At 63.3% G+C, this 17,088-nt stretch carries 17 protein-coding genes and 1 pseudogene; 13 read left to right on the plus strand and 5 right to left on the minus strand.

Annotated elements, in window-relative coordinates; translation table 11 throughout:
- The 10 genes from QA643_RS30345 to soxA all read left to right on the plus strand — a co-directional run bounded on the left by QA643_RS30345 (position 1) and on the right by soxA (position 9,512).
- Positions 1 to 1,056 carry a dihydrodipicolinate synthase family protein gene (locus QA643_RS30345; RefSeq protein WP_283029336.1) on the plus strand — a complete coding sequence of 352 codons (1,056 nt, stop codon included), beginning with the start codon at positions 1 to 3 and terminating at the stop codon, positions 1,054 to 1,056.
- Positions 1,044 to 1,832, plus strand: a complete 789-nt coding sequence (locus tag QA643_RS30350) for an ABC transporter ATP-binding protein (RefSeq protein WP_283029337.1) — start codon at positions 1,044 to 1,046, stop codon at positions 1,830 to 1,832. The genes QA643_RS30345 and QA643_RS30350 overlap by 13 nt, the downstream gene beginning before the upstream one ends.
- Before the next feature lie 130 nt (positions 1,833 to 1,962).
- Positions 1,963 to 3,348, plus strand: coding sequence for an MFS transporter (locus QA643_RS30355; RefSeq protein WP_283029338.1), 1,386 nt, complete (start codon positions 1,963 to 1,965; stop codon positions 3,346 to 3,348).
- 154 nt (positions 3,349 to 3,502) lie between these two features.
- Positions 3,503 to 3,952: a (2Fe-2S)-binding protein gene (locus tag QA643_RS30360; protein ID WP_283029339.1), complete on the plus strand. Its 450-nt coding sequence runs from the start codon at positions 3,503 to 3,505 to the stop codon at positions 3,950 to 3,952.
- Positions 3,953 to 3,962: 10 nt separating this feature from the next.
- A complete protein-coding gene (locus QA643_RS30365) occupies positions 3,963 to 6,155 on the plus strand; it encodes a molybdopterin cofactor-binding domain-containing protein (protein ID WP_283029340.1) in 2,193 nt (730 codons plus the stop codon).
- Positions 6,156 to 6,213: 58 nt separating this feature from the next.
- Positions 6,214 to 7,485: an NAD(P)/FAD-dependent oxidoreductase gene (locus QA643_RS30370; RefSeq protein WP_283029341.1), complete on the plus strand. Its 1,272-nt coding sequence runs from the start codon at positions 6,214 to 6,216 to the stop codon at positions 7,483 to 7,485.
- A 34-nt stretch (positions 7,486 to 7,519) separates the two neighbouring features.
- Positions 7,520 to 7,933, plus strand: coding sequence for a sulfur oxidation c-type cytochrome SoxX (gene soxX / locus QA643_RS30375; RefSeq protein WP_283034977.1), 414 nt, complete (start codon positions 7,520 to 7,522; stop codon positions 7,931 to 7,933).
- Between the two features lie 9 nt (positions 7,934 to 7,942).
- Complete coding sequence (locus tag QA643_RS30380) at positions 7,943 to 8,422, plus strand: SoxY-related AACIE arm protein (RefSeq protein WP_283029342.1); 480 nt, start codon at positions 7,943 to 7,945, stop codon at positions 8,420 to 8,422.
- A complete protein-coding gene (gene soxZ / locus QA643_RS30385; protein WP_283029343.1) occupies positions 8,422 to 8,742 on the plus strand; it encodes a thiosulfate oxidation carrier complex protein SoxZ in 321 nt (106 codons plus the stop codon). Before QA643_RS30380 ends, soxZ begins: the two co-directional genes overlap by 1 nt.
- A complete protein-coding gene (soxA, locus tag QA643_RS30390) occupies positions 8,739 to 9,512 on the plus strand; it encodes a sulfur oxidation c-type cytochrome SoxA (protein WP_283029344.1) in 774 nt (257 codons plus the stop codon). The genes soxZ and soxA overlap by 4 nt, the downstream gene beginning before the upstream one ends.
- Positions 9,513 to 9,637: 125 nt before the next feature.
- Here the strand turns inward: soxA and QA643_RS30395 are convergent, their stop codons facing one another.
- Positions 9,638 to 10,411 (minus strand): ferredoxin--NADP reductase, encoded by a 774-nt coding sequence (locus QA643_RS30395; RefSeq protein ID WP_283029345.1) that lies wholly within the window; start codon positions 10,409 to 10,411, stop codon positions 9,638 to 9,640.
- Positions 10,412 to 10,554: 143 nt separating this feature from the next.
- On the opposite strand from QA643_RS30395, the gene QA643_RS30400 reads away from it, so the two are divergent.
- Positions 10,555 to 11,754, plus strand: coding sequence for an amidohydrolase family protein (locus QA643_RS30400; RefSeq protein ID WP_283029346.1), 1,200 nt, complete (start codon positions 10,555 to 10,557; stop codon positions 11,752 to 11,754).
- Positions 11,755 to 11,770: 16 nt separating this feature from the next.
- Here the strand turns inward: QA643_RS30400 and QA643_RS30405 are convergent.
- The 3 genes and pseudogenes from QA643_RS30405 to QA643_RS30415 all read right to left on the minus strand — a co-directional run.
- Positions 11,771 to 11,875, minus strand: a pseudogene (locus QA643_RS30405) (IS5/IS1182 family transposase); the annotation flags it as partial.
- Positions 11,876 to 11,954: 79 nt separating this feature from the next.
- Entirely contained in the window at positions 11,955 to 12,833 is an 879-nt protein-coding gene (locus QA643_RS30410) for an MBL fold metallo-hydrolase (protein WP_283029347.1), read from the minus strand.
- A gap of 17 nt (positions 12,834 to 12,850) precedes the next feature.
- Positions 12,851 to 13,834 carry a tripartite tricarboxylate transporter substrate binding protein gene (locus QA643_RS30415; RefSeq protein ID WP_283029348.1) on the minus strand — a complete coding sequence of 328 codons (984 nt, stop codon included), beginning with the start codon at positions 13,832 to 13,834 and terminating at the stop codon, positions 12,851 to 12,853.
- A 134-nt stretch (positions 13,835 to 13,968) separates the two neighbouring features.
- On the opposite strand from QA643_RS30415, the gene QA643_RS30420 reads away from it, so the two are divergent.
- Positions 13,969 to 14,796, plus strand: a complete 828-nt coding sequence (locus tag QA643_RS30420; RefSeq protein ID WP_283029350.1) for an IclR family transcriptional regulator C-terminal domain-containing protein — start codon at positions 13,969 to 13,971, stop codon at positions 14,794 to 14,796.
- A gap of 154 nt (positions 14,797 to 14,950) precedes the next feature.
- On the opposite strand, the gene QA643_RS30425 is transcribed toward QA643_RS30420, so the two are convergent.
- Positions 14,951 to 15,364, minus strand: coding sequence for a nuclear transport factor 2 family protein (locus tag QA643_RS30425; protein ID WP_283029351.1), 414 nt, complete (start codon positions 15,362 to 15,364; stop codon positions 14,951 to 14,953).
- Between the two features lie 328 nt (positions 15,365 to 15,692).
- On the opposite strand from QA643_RS30425, the gene QA643_RS30430 reads away from it, so the two are divergent.
- Positions 15,693 to 16,409 (plus strand): hypothetical protein, encoded by a 717-nt coding sequence (locus QA643_RS30430; protein WP_283029352.1) that lies wholly within the window; start codon positions 15,693 to 15,695, stop codon positions 16,407 to 16,409.
- The last annotated feature ends 679 nt before the right edge of the window (positions 16,410 to 17,088 follow it).

A 17,088-nucleotide genomic window follows, 5' to 3' on the forward strand; every position in this document is an offset into this window, starting at 1 on the left:
ATGCATCACAGCGAAATCAATGCCGAGGTCCGCAAGCTGATTGCCGATGGCACCGTACTGCCGGCACATCCGCTCGCGCTTGACGCCAATCGCAAGCTCGATGCCAGGCATCAGCGGGCACTGACGCGCTACTACCTCGATGCCGGCGCCGGCGGGCTGGCCGTCGGCGTTCACACCACGCAATTCGCGATCCGCGACGTCGGCCTGTATCGCCCGGTGCTGGAGCTCGCAGCGGAGACGGCAGCTTCGTGGACCAAGCGGCCGGTCGCGATGGTGGCAGGATTGGCCGGCCCGACCCAGCAGGCCATCGCGGAAGCGCAAGCGGCGCGCAGCATCGGCTATCACGCCGGCCTGCTCAGCCTCGCCGCGATGAAATCGGCATCCGAGGACGAGATCATCGCCCATTGCGAGGCGGTCGCGGGCACAATCCCCCTCGTCGGCTTTTACCTGCAGCCAGCCGTCGGCGGCGTCATCCTCAGTGCCGATTTCTGGCGCCGCTTTGCTACCATCGACAACGTCATCGCCATCAAGATTGCGCCGTTCAACCGCTATCGGACGCTGGATGTGCTGCGCGGCGTTTCGGCGGCCGGCGCGCTCGACCGCGTCGCGCTCTATACCGGCAATGACGATCACATCCTGCTCGACCTCACGCTGCCGTTCGATCTGCGCGACAAGGGCGTCACCACCCGCGCCTATTTCAAGGGCGGTCTCCTCGGCCACTGGTCGGTGTGGACGGCGAGCGCGATCAAGCAGTTCGAGATGTGCAAGGCCGCGCGCGGCAGGGACACCGTTCCCGCTGATCTCCTGGCGCTCGACGCCCGCGTCACCGACTGCAACAGCGCATTCTTCGATGTCGCCAATAATTTTCACGGCTGCATCGCCGGCTGCCATGAAGTGCTGCGGCGACAGGGGCTGATGCAGGGCCTCTGGTGCCTCGACCCTGACGAAGGGCTGAGCCCCGGCCAGATGCGAGCGATCGATCGCGTCTGCCGCGAGCATGCCGATCTCTCCGACGACGCCTTCGTGAAGGCGAACTTGCAGAAATGGCTGGCATGAGCGCGGAGGAGCCCTTCATCAGCCTAAGAGGCGTCCGCAAGGTCTATCGCTCCAAGGGCGCCGAATTCCTCGCCGTCTCCGACGTCACGATGGACATCAGCGAAGGCGAATTAGTGTCGCTGGTGGGTCCGTCCGGCTGCGGCAAGACCACCGTGCTGAAGATTTTGGCTGGGCTGCATGCGGCCGATGGCGGCACCATCAAGATCGGCAATTCAAAAACGCCGTTCGACCCGGCCCGCGACATCGGCATGGTGTTCCAGCAGGCCTTGCTGCTGAAATGGCGCACCATTTTGGACAATGTGTTGCTGCCGGCCGAAATCGTCGGCCTGCCGATGAACGCGGCGCGAAGCCGCGCCCGTGACCTGCTCAACCTGGTCGGCCTTGCCGGCTACGAAGACAAATACCCGCAGCAACTGTCCGGCGGCATGCAGCAGCGCACGGCGATCGCGCGCGCTTTCATCCATGATCCAAAACTGATCCTGATGGACGAGCCGTTCGGCGCCCTCGACGCGCTGACGCGCGAACAGATGAACCTCGAAATGCTCAGGATCTGGCGCGAGAGTGGCAAGACTATTTTGTTCGTGACGCACTCGATCCAGGAGGCGGTGTTTCTCGCCTCCCATTGCGCCGTGCTGACCGCCGGCCCGGCGCGGATGGCCGAATATTTCCCGATCGAGCTACCGTTCCCGCGGGCGCTGCCGATCAAGACCACCGATGAATTCGGCGCCTATGCGCGCCGGATCTATGCACGGCTGGGATTGAGCCCGAGCGCGTAGGCGCATAGCGCGGGCGCCTTGTCAGCCCGCTGCATACGCCCATGCAAGGAAACGCCTGTGGCCCACGCCGCGTCCGTAGTACGACGCCGGGAGACGGGCGCGTCCGCGGCCGCGTGGAGAGCCCGACAGAATGTCCGCCGAAATAGCGAAACCAGCCGCCCCTATCGACGGCCTGCCGCCCGACCTCAGACGCTGGGCGGTCGCGGCGATCTTTACCGCGCTGGCGATGGCTTCGCTGGATACGGCGATCGCCAATATTGCGCTTCCGGCGATTGCGGCCGATCTCCACGTCAGCCCGGCGGATGTGGTCTGGGTGGTCAACATCTATCAGATCGCCCTGGTCGCGACGCTGCTGCCGCTTGGCGCGCTCGGCGAGATCGTCGGCCATGAGCGTATCTATATCGGCGGCCTCGTGTTGTTCACGCTGGCCTCGCTCGGCTGCGCGCTGGCGTGGTCGCTACCCAGCCTGACGGCGGCCCGCGCGCTGCAAGGCCTTGGCGCCAGCGGCATCATGAGCGTGAACGCCGCGCTGGTTCGCTTCGTCTATCCGACCCACATGCTGGGCCGCGGCTTCGGTCACAACGCGCTCGTGGTCGGAACGGCCTTCACGTTCGGTCCGAGCATTGCTTCCGCCATCCTCGCGGTCGGGACGTGGCCGTGGCTGTTCGCGATCAACATCCCGTTCGGGGTGATTGCGATCTGGATCGGCCTGAAGACGCTGCCGAAGACGCCGCGCGCAAAGCACGCCTTCGATTTTGCGAGCGCGGGCCTGACAACAAGCTGCCTCGGGCTGTTCATCATCGGCATTGGCGGCGCAGCCCATCAGGTCCCGCCCGCCCTGGTCGGGCTGACGCTCGGCGTGGCACTGGTTCTGGGCTGGATCATCGCCCGCGGGCATGCGGATCACCCGGCGCCGATGTTGCCGATCGATCTGTTCCGGCGGCCGATGTTCGCGCTGTCGGCGGCCACATCGGTCTGCGCCTTCGCCGTACAGGGGCTGGCCTTCGTCTCGCTGCCTTTTTACTTCGAGGATGTGCTGCACCGCTCGCAGGTCGAGACCGGCTTCTTCATGACGCCCTGGCCGCTAGTGGTGGCGGTCATGGCGCCGATCGGCGGCCGGCTTTCCGATCGCTATCCCGTCGGCATCCTCGGCGGCCTGGGCCTGGTATTGCTCGGCATCGGCATGGTCCTGCTGGCGACGCTGCCGCCGGATCCGAGCGTCGCCAATATCGTCTGGCGCACGGTGATCTGCGGCATCGGATTCGGCTTCTTCCAGACGCCTAATTTACGGGCACTGATGTCGAGCGCACCACCGCATCGTAGCGGCAGCGCCAGCGGCATCGTTGCGACCGCGCGGCTGACTGGACAGACCCTCGGCGCGGCGCTGGCCGCCCTGTGCTTTGCACTCGCTGGTCACGACGGCGCGACGGTAGCGTTGGCACTGGGGGCCGGCTTTGCCGCGGTGGGGAGCCTGATGAGCTTCCTTCGTCTGGCGGTGGGTAAAGATCGAGCATGACAGCCATGCAACGGGCGCGTGCCCACGCAACACCGGCCATTTGCATTTCTTCCCATCGATCACCACGCTTTTTCTTGATTTGAACTATTCCAGGTTGCGAGCCATCTTCCCGCGCGCAGCTCACTCGGTGGATTGAGCTAACAGGGGATACGCGATGGCAAACCTCACCATTAACGGCAAAACAATAATCGTGGATGTCGAAGACGACACGCCGCTGCTTTGGGCAATCAGGGAGAACGTCGGACTGACCGGCACCAAATATGGATGCGGCATTGCACAATGCGGCGCCTGCACAGTTCATATCGACGGGGTCGCAATGCGCTCCTGCGGCGTCACCGTCAGCGAGGCGGTCGGCAAGCAGATCACCACCATCGAAGGACTCGCCACTGGCGGCGCCCTGCACAAGGTGCAGCAGGCCTGGATCGCCAACGATGTCCCGCAATGCGGCTATTGCCAGGCCGGCATGATCATGGCGGTTGCGGCGCTTCTGAAGGAGAAGCCGAAGCCGACCGACAAGGACATCGACGAAGCCATCACCAATATCTGCCGATGCGGGACATTCCAGCAGGTCCGCGCGGCGATCCACGACGCCGCAAGCGCTTGAGGGGGATGTCATGAACAAGCACGTCATGCCCAAACTCAATCGCCGCGCCTTCGTGATCGGCACCGCCGCCGCCGGCGCCGGCCTCGCCATCGGCCTCGACATCCCCTTCGGCGGACCGCAGGTCGTCCGCGCCGCCGACGGCTCGCCGGAGGTCAACGTCTGGGTCGTGATCCGGCCCGACAACACGACCGTCATTCGCGTCGCCCGCTCCGAGATGGGCCAGGGCACCCTCACCGGCCTCGCCCAGCTCGTCGCCGAGGAGCTCGAATGCGACTGGTCCAAGGTCGTCACCGAATATCCGACGCCGGGTCAGAGTGTCGCACGCAAGCGGGCCTGGGGCGACTTCTCGACCGGCGGCAGCCGCGGCATCCGCACCAGCCAGGAGTATGTCCGCAAAGGCGGCGCCACCGCGCGCATGATGCTGGTGCAGGCCGCCGCGAACGAATGGAAGGTGCCGGTGACGGAGTGCACCGCATCCAACAGCGTCATCACCCATACGCCGTCGGGCAAGACCACCACCTACGGCCAAGTGGTTGAAGCCGCCGCCAAGCTCACGCCGCCGGCGGACGCCGACGTCAAGCTGAAGGACCCGAAGGACTGGAAGATCGCCGGCAAGGGCGTCAAGCGGCTCGACACCGTCGACAAGACGACCGGCGCGATGATCTATGGCGCCGACGTCAAGCTGCCCGGCATGCTCAACGCCGCGATCAAGGACGCGCCGGTGTTCGGCAGCAAGCTGAAGAGCTATGACGAGGCCAAGATATCAGGCATGAAGGGCGTGAAGAAGGTGATGAAGGTCGGCGACAGCGCGGTCGCCGTCGTCGCCGATACCTGGTGGCACGCCAAGACCGCACTCGACGCGCTGCCGATCGTCTGGGATGAAGGCGAGAACGCAAAAGTCTCCAGCGAGTCGATCGCCAAATGGCTGGCCGAAGGTCTCGATAACAATCAGCCGGCCTATATCGGCAACCAGAACGGCGATGCCAAGGCCGCGATTGCCTCGGCCGTCAAGAAGGTCGAAGCGGTCTACAACTATCCCTACCAGAACCACGCCACGATGGAGCCGCTGAACGCCACGGCGCTCTACACGCCTGATAAATGCGAGGTCTGGTGCGGCACGCAGAACGGCGAAGCGGCGTTCGCCGCCACGCTCGAAGCATCGGGATTGCCGGCCGAAAAATGCGAGGTGCACAAGCTCATCCTTGGCGGCGGTTTCGGCCGCCGCGGCATGACCGACTATGTCCGCCAGGCGGTCTTGATCGCCAAGGAGATGCCGGGCACGCCGGTCAAGCTGTTGTGGTCGCGCGAAGAGGATATGGCGCAAGGCAAATTCCATCCGGTCACGCAGTGCAAGCTGACCGGCGCCTTCGATGCCGACAACAATCTCACGGCACTGCATGTGCGATTGTCGGGACAATCGATCCTCTACACCGTGCGTCCCGCGGCGCTGGTGAACGGGATGGATCCCGCTGCCTTCCAGGGCCTCAGCCCGTCCGGCGATGCGGCGATCGGCTACTCCGTGCCGAACCTGTTGGTCGAGCATTCCATGCGCAATCCGCACGTTCCGCCCGGCTTCTGGCGCGGCGTCAACGTGAACCAGAACGCGATCTACATGGAATGCTTCATGGATGAGCTGGCGCATTCGGTGGGCCAGGATCCGGTGGAATTCCGCCGCAAGCTGATGAGCAAGCATCCGAAGCATCTCGCGGTGCTCAATGCCGTCGCCGAGAAGATCGGCTGGGGCAAGCCGGCGCCGCAAGGCGTCTATCGCGGCATTGCCCAGGTGATGGGCTATGGCAGCTATGTCGCGGGTGCCGCGGAAATCTCCGTGACCGACGGCAGCAAGATCAAGGTGCATCGCATCGTCGCCTCGACCGATCCCGGCTACATCGTCAATCCGGCGCAGGTCGAACGGCAGATCGCCGGCTCCTTCGTCTACGGCCTGTCCGCCCTGTTCTACGGCGGCTGCACGGTGAAGGACGGCAAGATGGAGCAGGCCAATTTCGACACCTACAATTCCATGCGCATCGCCGAGATGCCGAAGGTGGAATGCGTAATGGTGCCGAGCGGCGGTTTCTGGGGCGGCGTCGGCGAGCCGACCATCGGCGTCGCCGCGCCCGCGGTGCTTAACGCCTACTTCGCGGCGACTGGCAAGCGCATCCGTTCGGTCCCCTTGCGGGACCAGAACATCACGTTCGCCTGACAGTGAGAGACGGCGGCCTCGGTTCGGGGCCGCCGCTTCCCTTCTTCCGGATGTTGCCATGGTCGCCACGCGCCTGATGACGCGCAGAGATGTCGTTCGCGGCATCGCCGCGTCTGCGGCTGCAGCATTGCCCTGCCCTTCATTTGCGCAAGGAACGGCGCGTGTCGTCGTGATCGGCGGCGGCTTCGGCGGCGCGAGCTGCGCGCGAGCGCTGCGGCAGCTTGATCAGGCGCTTCAGGTAAGCCTGATCGAGCCAAATCAAACCTTTACCGCCTGCCCGCTCAGCAACGAGGTGATCGCGGGCATGCGGGAGATGCCGGCACAGCAATTTACCTACGATAGAATCGCTGCCGCGGGAGTAACCGTCATTGCCCAAGCCGGCGCCAAGGTCGACGCGCAGGCGCGCACCGTCGGTTTGGCCGACGGGACTTCGCTTCCCTATGATCGCCTGGTGCTGTCGCCCGGCATTGATCTTCGCTTCGACGCCCTGCCCGGCTACGACGAAGCCGCTTCCGCCAAAATGCCCCATGCGTGGAAGGCCGGCGAACAGACGATGCTGCTACGCCGGCAGCTCGAAGCCATGGAGGACGGCGGCACGGTGGTGATCGCGGTCCCTGCGGCGCCGCTGCGCTGTCCACCAGCGCCCTACGAACGCGCCAGCCTCATCGCGCATTATTTGAAAGCCAGGAAGCCGCGCTCAAAAGTCCTGATCCTCGATGCCAAGGACGGCTTTTCGCAGCAGAGACTGTTCGAGGCGGCCTGGAAGGAGCTCTATCCCGACATGATCGAACGGATCGCATTGTCGCAAGGCGGCAGGGTGACTTCGGTGGAGACCGCGACCAGCACCATCGTCACCGATTTCGGCAATTATGTCGCCAATGTCGCGAGCGTAATCCCGTCGCAAAAGGCCGGGCGTATCGCCGAACTCGCCGGCGCCGCCGACAACACCGGCTGGTGCCCGATCGATCCGACGAACTTTGCCTCAAAGCTCGTCCCCAATGTTCACGTCATCGGCGACGCCTGCATTGCCGGGCAAATTCCGAAGGCGGCGTCCGCTGCAAGTGCACAAGGCAAGGCCTGCGCGGCCGCGATCGTCGCCATGCTGTCAGGCAAGGCACCCGAGACGCCGCGGCTGAGCGGCGCCTGCTACAACACCGTCGCGCCGGGTTATGCCTTCTCGCTGTCGGGCGTCTATCAGCCGAAGGACGGCCAGTTCGCCGAAGTAGAAGGCGCGACCAGCCCGGTCAACGCGCCGCGCGAGGTGCGCCAGCGCGAGGCGCAAGGCGCTGAAGACTGGTTCAAAGCGATTACGGTGGAAACGTTTGGCTAGAGCAAGGATCTATATCGGGATGTGGTTGGCCGGCATGGCGCTTGCGCTGCCCGGCCCGGCCGGCGCGCAGGCGCTGCAGCCCTATGCCGTCACGGGCGATGCCATTCTGGAGCCGCTCACGAATGCGCGAGGCGATGCAACACGCGGGCGCGCCCTTGTGGTCGAGCGTTCCAGCACTTGCATCCTCTGCCACTCTGGCCCATTTCCCGAACAGAAATTCCAGGGCGACCTGGCGCCCGACCTTTCCGGTTCCGGCAGCCGCGCCTCGGAGGGCCAGCTCCGGCTCCGCCTGGTGGACGCGTCCCGCCTCAACGCCGCGACTATCATGCCGTCCTACTACCGCACGGACGGCCTTGATCGCGTCGGCACGCCGTGGCGCGGCAAGCCGATCCTGTCAGCGGAACAGATCGAGGATATCGTGGCGTATCTCGTGACGCTGCGCGAATAGGAAGAAACGATGCAGCAACCAGTCCATTCATCCCGCCGCCAGTTCCTCGGTCTCGCCGGTGGAGCCGCCGCGCTTGGCGCCCTCCCGACGGTCACCGTGCGTCCCGCGGAGGCAACGCCGGCCATGCTGGCCGCGGCGATCCAAAGCGTCACAGGCGGCGCGGCGGTGCGCACCGGTAAGGTCAAGCTCGACATCCCGCCGCTGGTCGAGAATGGCAACACGGTGCCGATGACGGTCACCGTCGCGCACCCGATGGCGCCGGAGGATCATGTCCGCAGCATTCACGTCTTCAACGAAAAGAATCCGCAGCCCAATATCGGCAATTTCCATCTCGGCCCGCATAACGGCCGCGCCCAGGTCTCGACCCGCATCCGCCTTGCCGACAGCCAGAAGATCGTCGCCATCGCGAAACTCTCGGACGGCACGTTCTGGTCGGCCAGTGTCGATGTCGTGGTGACGCTCGCCGCCTGCACCGAGGAGTTGATCTGATGGCTTCCGCACTCATCAACGTTCCACCGAAAGCCAAACGCGGCGACATTATCGAGATCAAGACGCTGATGTCGCACATCATGGAAACCGGCTATCGCCATACGGCATCAGGCGAAGTCGTGCCGCGCAACATCATCACCAGCTTTACCTGCCGCTTCAACGGCGCCGAGATCTTTCGCGTCGACCTGTTTCCGGCGATATCAGCCAACCCCTTCATGACCTTCTTCACCACCGCGACCGAGAGCGGCAAGTTCGAGTTCGAATGGATCGGCGACCAGGGATTTTCCGAGCACGCATCCGCATCGATTATCGTCGAATGAGACTTGCCGGCGCCATAGCCGCCGCGCTGCTTGCCGCAAGCACGGTCTTCGCCGCCGAAATCCCGCAAGGCCAGCGACGCTCCGGCTACGATTTCATGAAGCCGGACACAAAGGCGATGCAGGACGACGATACTGCCAATCCCGGCATGCTCTGGGTGCTCGACGGCGAGACACTGTGGAAGCGCAAGCTGGGCGCCGCCAACAAGGCCTGCGCCGATTGCCATGACGATGCGCGCACCAGCATGAGGGGCGTGGCCGCGCGCTACCCCGCCTTCGACAAGATAGCCGGCCGCCCGGTCGACCTGGAGCAGCGCATCAATTCCTGCCGCAGCAATCACCAGCAGGCGGCGCCGCTCGCCTTCGAAAGCCGCGAGCTGCTGGCACTCACCGCCTTCATCGCCCGCCAGTCGCAGGGCGCACCGATCGAGGCCGGCAGCGACCCGCAGCTCGCGCCGTTCGTCGCCAAAGGGCGCGAGCTCTATCTGCAGCGGCAGGGCCAGCTCAATCTCGCCTGCACCAATTGCCATGACGACAATTGGGACAAGCACCTGGCCGGCTCCGCGATCACGCAAGGGCATGCAACCGGCTATCCGCTCTACCGGCTGGAATGGCAGTCGCTGGGCTCGCTGCAGCGGCGCCTGCGCGCCTGCATCACCGGCATCCGCGCGCAGGCCTATGATTACGGCGCGCCGGAACTGGTGGAGCTGGAATTGTACCTGATGTCCCGGGCGCGGGGGATGCCGATGGAAGCGCCGGCGGTGAGGCCTTAACGGGTCGCCTCACCGCGACGCCCGGAGACAAAATCACGAAAACAACCCCATGCACAGTAGAAGGGCCCGGCCGGTAGCACGCGCGCTGCTTGTCGGGACACAAGATGTAGTGTCGTCCCGGCGCCTTACCGCTCCGCGAACGCCTTCTCGACCACGAACTGGGCCGGCTCGCCGTGATTGCCTTCGACAAAGCCGCGGCCGTTCAATAGCGCGCGGGTGTCGGCGACCAGCGCCGGGCTGCCGCAGATCATGACGCGGTCATGGGCGGGCTCGAGCGCGGGCAGACCGATATCGGCAAACAGCTTGCCCGAGGTGATCAGGTCGGTGATGCGGCCGCGGTTGCGGAAGGGGTCGCGGGTCACGGTCGGGTAATAGATCAGCTGGTTGCGGATATAGTCGCCGATCAGTTCGTCGTTCGGCAGCTTTTCGGTGATCATTTCGCCATAGGCGAGTTCGGCGACGCGGCGGCAGCCGTGCAGCAGCACCACCTTCTCGAACCGCTCATAGGTCTCGGGGTCCTTGATCACGGAAAGGAACGGGGCAAGCCCGGTGCCGGTGCCGATCAGATAGAGGTTGCGGCCGTCTTCGAGGTTGTCGATGATGAGCGTGCCGGTCGCCTTGCGGCTGACGATGATCTCGTCGCCCTGCTTGAGGTGCTGTAGGCGCGAGGTCAGCGGGCCGTCCGGCACCTTGATCGAGAAGAATTCGAGCCGGTCCTCGTAATTGGCGCTGGCGACCGAATAGGCGCGGAGCAGCGGCTTCTCGCCGACCTTGAGCCCGATCATCGTGAATTCGCCGTTGCGGAAGCGGAACGAGGGATCGCGCGTGGTGGTGAAGCTGAACAGCGTATCGGTCCAGTGATGGACGCTCAGCACGCTTTCCTGGTTGAAATTGCTCATCGCACCGCTGCCTGACCTCAAGCCGGTTGACCGGCGACATCATTTGTATACGATCGTTCGTATACGAATGAATAATCCAGCTTGATCCGATCGTCAAGCCGGGCAGAATGTCGCCCGAAGGCATTGAAGCAAAAGGAAAAACCATGGCCCACGACGCACCCCAGGCGACCGGTCCGAGCAAGCTGGTGATCCGCAATATCGGGCTGATGCTGTCGGGGGCGCTGGAGAAGCCGATCCTGGACGGCGATACGATCGTGGCCGAGAACGGCAAAATCACAGCGATCGGCCGCTTCAAGGACGTCAACACCGAGGGCGCCACCACGATCGTCGACGCCAACGGCACGACTATCGCGCCGGGCCTGATCGACAGCCATGTCCACCCCGTCGCCGGCGACTGGACGCCGCGGCAGAACCAGATCAACTGGATCGACAGCTATCTGCATGGCGGCGTCACCACCATGATCTCGGCCGGCGAGGTCCACATGCCCGGCCGCCCCCGCGACGTCGTCGGCCTCAAGGCGATGGCGATCTTCGCGCAGCGCGCGTTCTGGACGCTGCGCCCCGGCGGGGTGAAGGTTCATGCCGGCGCGCCGGTGATCGAATGCGAGATGGTGGAGGACGATTTCAAGGAAATGGCCGCGGCCGGCGTCAAGCTGCTCGGCGAAGTCGGGCTTGGCGGCGTCAAGGACGGCCCGACCGCGCGCAAGATGGTGGGCTGGGCGCGCAAATACGGCATCCAGAGCACGATCCACACCGGCGGTCCCTCGATCCCCGGCTCCGGCCTGATCGACAAGGACGTGGTGCTGGAAGCCGACACCGATGTGGTCGGTCACATCAATGGCGGCCACACCGCCCTGCCCGACGACCAGATCCGTTGCATCTGCGAGGGTTGCAAGCGCGGGCTCGAGCTGGTTCACAACGGCAATGAGCGTTCGGCGCTGTTCACGCTGCGCACCGCCCGCGAGATGGGCGATCTGCACCGCGTCATCCTCGGCACCGACGCGCCGGCCGGCTCCGGCGTGCAGCCGCTCGGCATCCTGCGCATGGTCTCGATGCTGTCCTCGCTCGGCGAGCTGCCGGCCGAACTCGCCTTTTGCCTGGCGACCGGCAATACCGCGCGGATGCGCGAGCTCGACTGCGGCCTCATCGAGGTCGGCCGCTCCGCCGATTTCGTCCTCATGGACAAGGCGCAGCACTCACCCGGCAAGAACATCCTGGAAAGCGTCCAGCTCGGCGACCTCCCCGGCATCGGCATGACCATCATCGACGGTATCGTCCGCACCCAGCGCAGCCGCAATACGCCGCCCGCCGGGAAAGTGCCGGAGATCGTCAGCGGGCATTGATAGCTGCTTGGTCATTCGAATAAGTGCTGCTCGGCAAGCCGCCGGCTGACGTACCTATCAATTGGCGCCAGTTCCTTGTGATACGGGCTCCATGCTGATGCACGCTGACGATGGAGGTATCGGCACGTCGGCTCGTGGGGGTAGACCCGACGTAGCTCAGCGCGACTTCAACGCCGGCTTTTGACCCCAAAGCCGACGTCTCAGGGGACAGATTTTAGATTTCTGACCGTAATGGTCTCGCCGATCTCGAAGCTCATCAGGTCTTCGCCGACAACAAGCGGTCCGGCATACGTCTCGCGAGTTGCCGCGATCAGATCGTCAACGTTCGGTGCCGTCACGGAGTCACTGGCGAGCATGACCAGATGCGTGAATACGGCGAGTTTAGGCCGCGTCTTCGCGAACACGCGTCCAGCTTCCTGTGGCGAGGTGTGATGATTGACGATGCGCTGGATGTCGGCTTGACCCAGAAGCCTCGGCGGCGCCATTGCGACCTCATGTACCAGCAAGTCAGCGCCCTCGCCGTTGCGGAGCACGTTTGCGTTATAGCGAGTATCGCCGGAGATGACGGCCATGCGGCCGCGGTATTCGATACGATAGCCATATGCCGGCTTGATGGCGTCGCCATGATCGACCGTGAAAGCTATGACGCGCAGATCGCCGGTCTGATAGACGACGCCATCCTCCGCAAACTCGTTCACCGTGATCGCGACATGCTCGCGTGCCAGCTTCTCATCCTCGACGCGGATCTCGATGTCGTGGGCGTAGGCCGCTTCGAGGTGGTGCATCAGTTTGGCTGTGCCAACCGGGCCGATCACGTTGAACGGGCGCTGGCGGTTGCCGAAATATGAGCTCAGCCAGCCCGTCAGCCAGAGGTCAGGAATGCCGACCGTGTGATCGGAATGAAAATGCGTGAGCAACAGCGCATCGAGCCGACCGATGGGAACGCCGAGCTGAAACAAGCGGATAGCGGCGCCGCGGCCGGCATCGATCAGGATCGTATGCTCGCCCGCCTCGATTAGCGTGCTCGGGCCAAAGCGATCGGGGCGGGGGATTGGCGTCCCCGTCCCGAGCAGCGTCACGCGAAAATCCGATGGCACTATTGCTGGACCTTCATGCCGGCTACGACATCGTGCCAGTGCGCGACCTGATCGCCAACCAGCCGGCCGAATTGCTCAGGCGTGCCGCCCGCCGGCTCGGCACCGATCTTTGCCAGCGCCTCGCGCACCGAGGGTTTCTGCAGTGCCTTGTTGATCGCAGCATTGAGCCGCGCAACTGTTTCCTTCGGAGTGCCATGCCTGACGGCGAAGCCGGTCCAGTCCTCGACGACCAGCGAAGGGTAGCCGGCTTCGACAATAGTCGGCACATCAGGCAGGATCGGCACACGCTTCGGACCGGTAACCGCGAGCGCCCGCAGCTTCCCGCTCTTGATCAGATCAACCACCGGCAACATGGTGATGAACATGAAGGCGTTGGTGCCGTTGAGCAGGTCGCCGATCGCCTGCGGGAATTGCGCGTAGGGAACGTGCTGGGCGCGCGTGCCTGTCTGCAGCTTGAATTGCTCGCCGATCAGATGCGCGGGCGTGCCGAACCCGCCCGAAGAGAACGTCAGCTTGTCGGGCTGGCTTTTCAGCAGCGTCACCAGCTCCGCCACTGTCTTCGCTGGCACCGACGGATTCACCACCAGAACGTTGTAGGAAACCGTCGTCTTGATGACCGGGTCGAAATCCCGGCCGAGATCGAACGAGATGTTAGGCACCAGCGACGGCGCCGCAACCGACGGCACCGACATCGCATAGAGGCTGTTGCCGTCCGCCGGCTGGGTGAGGACGTCGGTCGCCGCGATGGTGGTGACACCGCCCGGCCGGTTCTCGACAATCACCCGCCAGCCTTCCGATTCCGCCAATTCCTTCGATACGATGCGGCTGATGATGTCAGGCGGCGTGCTGGCCGAAAACGGCGCCACGAAGCGTACCGTGCCGGTCGGAAAGGATGTCTGCGCGGATGCTTGCAGGCTCGAGGCGAGCAGGGCCAGCGTCGCGAGCGACAATGAGGTCGTGCGGTGAAACAGGCGGGATCTCATGGAAGTCTCCATCAACGATGAAAATCTCGATTCCAAGTCGCAACCTGCAGGCACCCTACCTTTGAACGTGACGGTGGCGTTTTGCCAGAAGAATCGACGTGCATTCCGCATTGTGGAACGGTACATTCCACAATGTGAAACGAGGCGAGCAGGCAATGGCAGGTCCGAAAGTCATCAAGAGCCTGGAGCGGGGCCTTCTCGTTTTGCAGGCCTTGCAAATGCAGCCCGACTCGTCGCTGCACGAACTGCATGTCTTCACCAACATCTCCAAGCCGAGCCTGCTCCGTATCCTCCACACGCTGGCCCGGTCCGGCTTGGTCACGCGACGGCTTGCCGACGGCCGCTATCGCATCGGCGCGACGCTTTCGCATGCGCCTTCGCGTCGAGAACATCGCGACCGCATCGCGGAAGCCGCGGCTCCGATCCTGGAGCGACTGTGCGAGCGGGTTTCCTGGCCCTCCGACCTGATGGTGCCGGCGGGTGACCACATGGAAATTCGGGAGACAACGCGGGCGCGAAGCCCGATCTTGTTGCAGCAGGAGCGCATCGGGTTGCCGGTTAACTGGCTGCATTCGGCAGTCGGCCGCGCCTATCTCGCGTATTGTCCCGTCAAGGAGCGACAGCGCATTGTCGATCTGTTGCGCAGCTCCAGCAAGCCTGAGGATCGGTTGGCGCGAGAGCCGGCGCGCTTGAGCAGCATCCTCGCCGAGGTTCGCACGCGCGGCTATGGCACCCGCGACGCCACGCATACCGGAGGTTACTATGGTGGTCCCCTGCATGCGGATGGTCTGTTTTCGATCGCGGTTCCCCTGCGCGATGGGCAGCGGGTCCTCGGCGCGATCAACATGCTCTGGCTAAAGACCGCCTTTTCCATCGAGGCCTTTGCGGCCCGGCATCTCGGCGAGCTTCAGGACGCGGCGAAAGAAATTGTCAGTTCAGTCCGAAGTCGGAGAAGACGCTGATGTCGGCTTGTGCTGCGGTGCGCGAGTCCGGATGCGGCCCGTTTGAGACATGCCGACCGGCCCTGGCGATGTCCGTTCACCAGGGTAGACCGGAAGTCTTCGTCGGACGATGAAAACGACGCTTTTGAGACCCACACCCGACGTTCCGGCGGAATCAGTCCATAGCGGGCACTGAGTGATGCTCGTGCGTAATGCGCCAGTTGCCATCGACTTTGCGCAATCCCACAGTGAGCCTGAAAAGAAAACCGTCCTTGTCCATGGGGTTGCTGGACGAATCGGGTCCACACCACACGATGGCTACTGCGAAGGCGACCTCTCCGCCCGCAGTAATGGCGAGTTCTCGGAAGTCAAAGGCTGTGCCGGGTTTGTGGTAGCGAAAAAACAGGTCCCACGTCTGGGCGTACGCTTCAACGCCTCTGCATTGAAGCGGCGGCGGCAGATCGAACATCACCATTTCTTGATCATGATGCGCGAGGATCGTGGGAAGATCGTGACGGCGGACAGCGTCTGCCCAGCCCTCAAGCAGGGCTTTGATCAGGGCTTCTTCGGCATTGGCCTGTTCAGGCATAGTTTGGTCTCCTTGTTGCGACCCTAGGACGCATAGAGGTCCGCCAATCCGACATCGTCTGTGAGCTTTTTTCCTACAGTTGTGAGCTTTGATCCGGTTTGCGCGGCGCGGGGGAGGTCGAGAGTCGAGCGTAGACCGGAAGTCGCCAGCTAAGGCTCAGATCGGCGCTTTTGACCCATCTCGGACATTTCACCCGCTTCATCCAAAATTGAGCATTCGGCCTGATTTCGGTTGACACATCTCTTCTATACAACCATGTGACCGGAGCCGTTTTTGACCCGGGCGGACATCCGACGCAATGCTATCTGGCGATGCCGAGCGGTAAGGAATGCAGATGTCACCTGGTAGAACGAACCGTGCCTTTTCTCGTTTCTGCATTGCAGTGGTTGCCTGGTCCCTCGCAGCGCCGTTGGTTGCCGCAGCCGCGCAGCAGGCGCCGCTCGATCCGGCAGCCTATTTCATCTCCGGGGTAGCTCCGGGCACGCGCTTACAGGGAGTCATCAGTCACGCGCGCCAGGAGTTCCGCGGCTCCGACATCGACATGGACGGTACTGTTAGCCAAGCCGACGCTCGCATTCAGGACGAGGCGTTGCCGGTGGGCGTCTGGCGCCCGGTGCTTGAGGAGTTGGCGCGTTATGATCTCGACTTTGATGGCATAGTCACTCGTGACGAGATCCTTATGGGCGTGAGCCGGCGTATTCGGCGCCATGCCTATATTTTTCCGAGCGGGGGGGGGGATTCCGAGGAATCTTTAAAGCAGCGCATCGAGCAAGATGTCGTGCGACTTGCGCGGGCCGATCGCAATGGCGACGGCCGGATCGAATGGGACGAGATGCTGGCATTCGCCCGTCAAACGCCGGTCCCACCTAACAGCCTCGGCGGTTCGATTATGAGCACGATCCTTTCCATGGATGAAGATCGTGATGGGTCAGTTACGGGCGAAGAGTTCGATAGAGCCATTGAGCGCATCTTCCGACTGGTCGATACAGATCGGGACAACATCTTGTCCAAGGAGGAGATCGACACCTTTCGAGGACGCAAGTAGCTGACTGGACACGATATCCGGAAGTGGCCCAAAGCGTCAGTCTGCTCGGTGCAATGCCATGTCCGGAGCTGGGGGGTAAGCCGACCAGCCGGTCGAACGCCCGGACTTCTCAGTTTGACCCATTGCGATTCTAGCTGCTACGCCGACCGCTTTTCCGCGCAAAGAGGATCAGGAGAGGATAGGTCAGAGCGAGAATGAAGATAATGTCGAACAAGTAGAGCAAAAGCGTGAATTCTCGACCAAACGATGCACTGGCCCCGAAAAGAGTAAATGTTCGCGCGGAGGAGAATAGTATCGGCAGGTTGAGGGCAACTGCGATCGAATGGCCGACCCAACTGTCTCCGCAGGTGAACCTCTGCAGTCCCTCGGTCCAACCGCACCCAGTTGATCTCATTAGAATGGGATAAGCGACAAACTCTAGGAGTGCCACGATAACGGCACCTCCCAAGATGCATAAGCAAATCAGGCACACACCTCGAAAAGCCTTGAGCATTACCGCCCTTGCCATCCACTAAGAGTACCAATGTTGATATCGACATGCGACCATGGCGAGTTGGCTTTCGAAGCGAGATCGAGATGCTGGTAAACGGACCCTTTCACGGGTTGAGCTTCCGCATGTGGCCCTCAGCCGAACTGCCTTTGAGCCGCCTCAAAGGCCGCTCTCAGAGGAGAACCGGAC

The organism is Bradyrhizobium sp. CB3481 (assembly GCF_029714305.1).
Classification (GTDB): Bacteria; Pseudomonadota; Alphaproteobacteria; order Rhizobiales; family Xanthobacteraceae; genus Bradyrhizobium.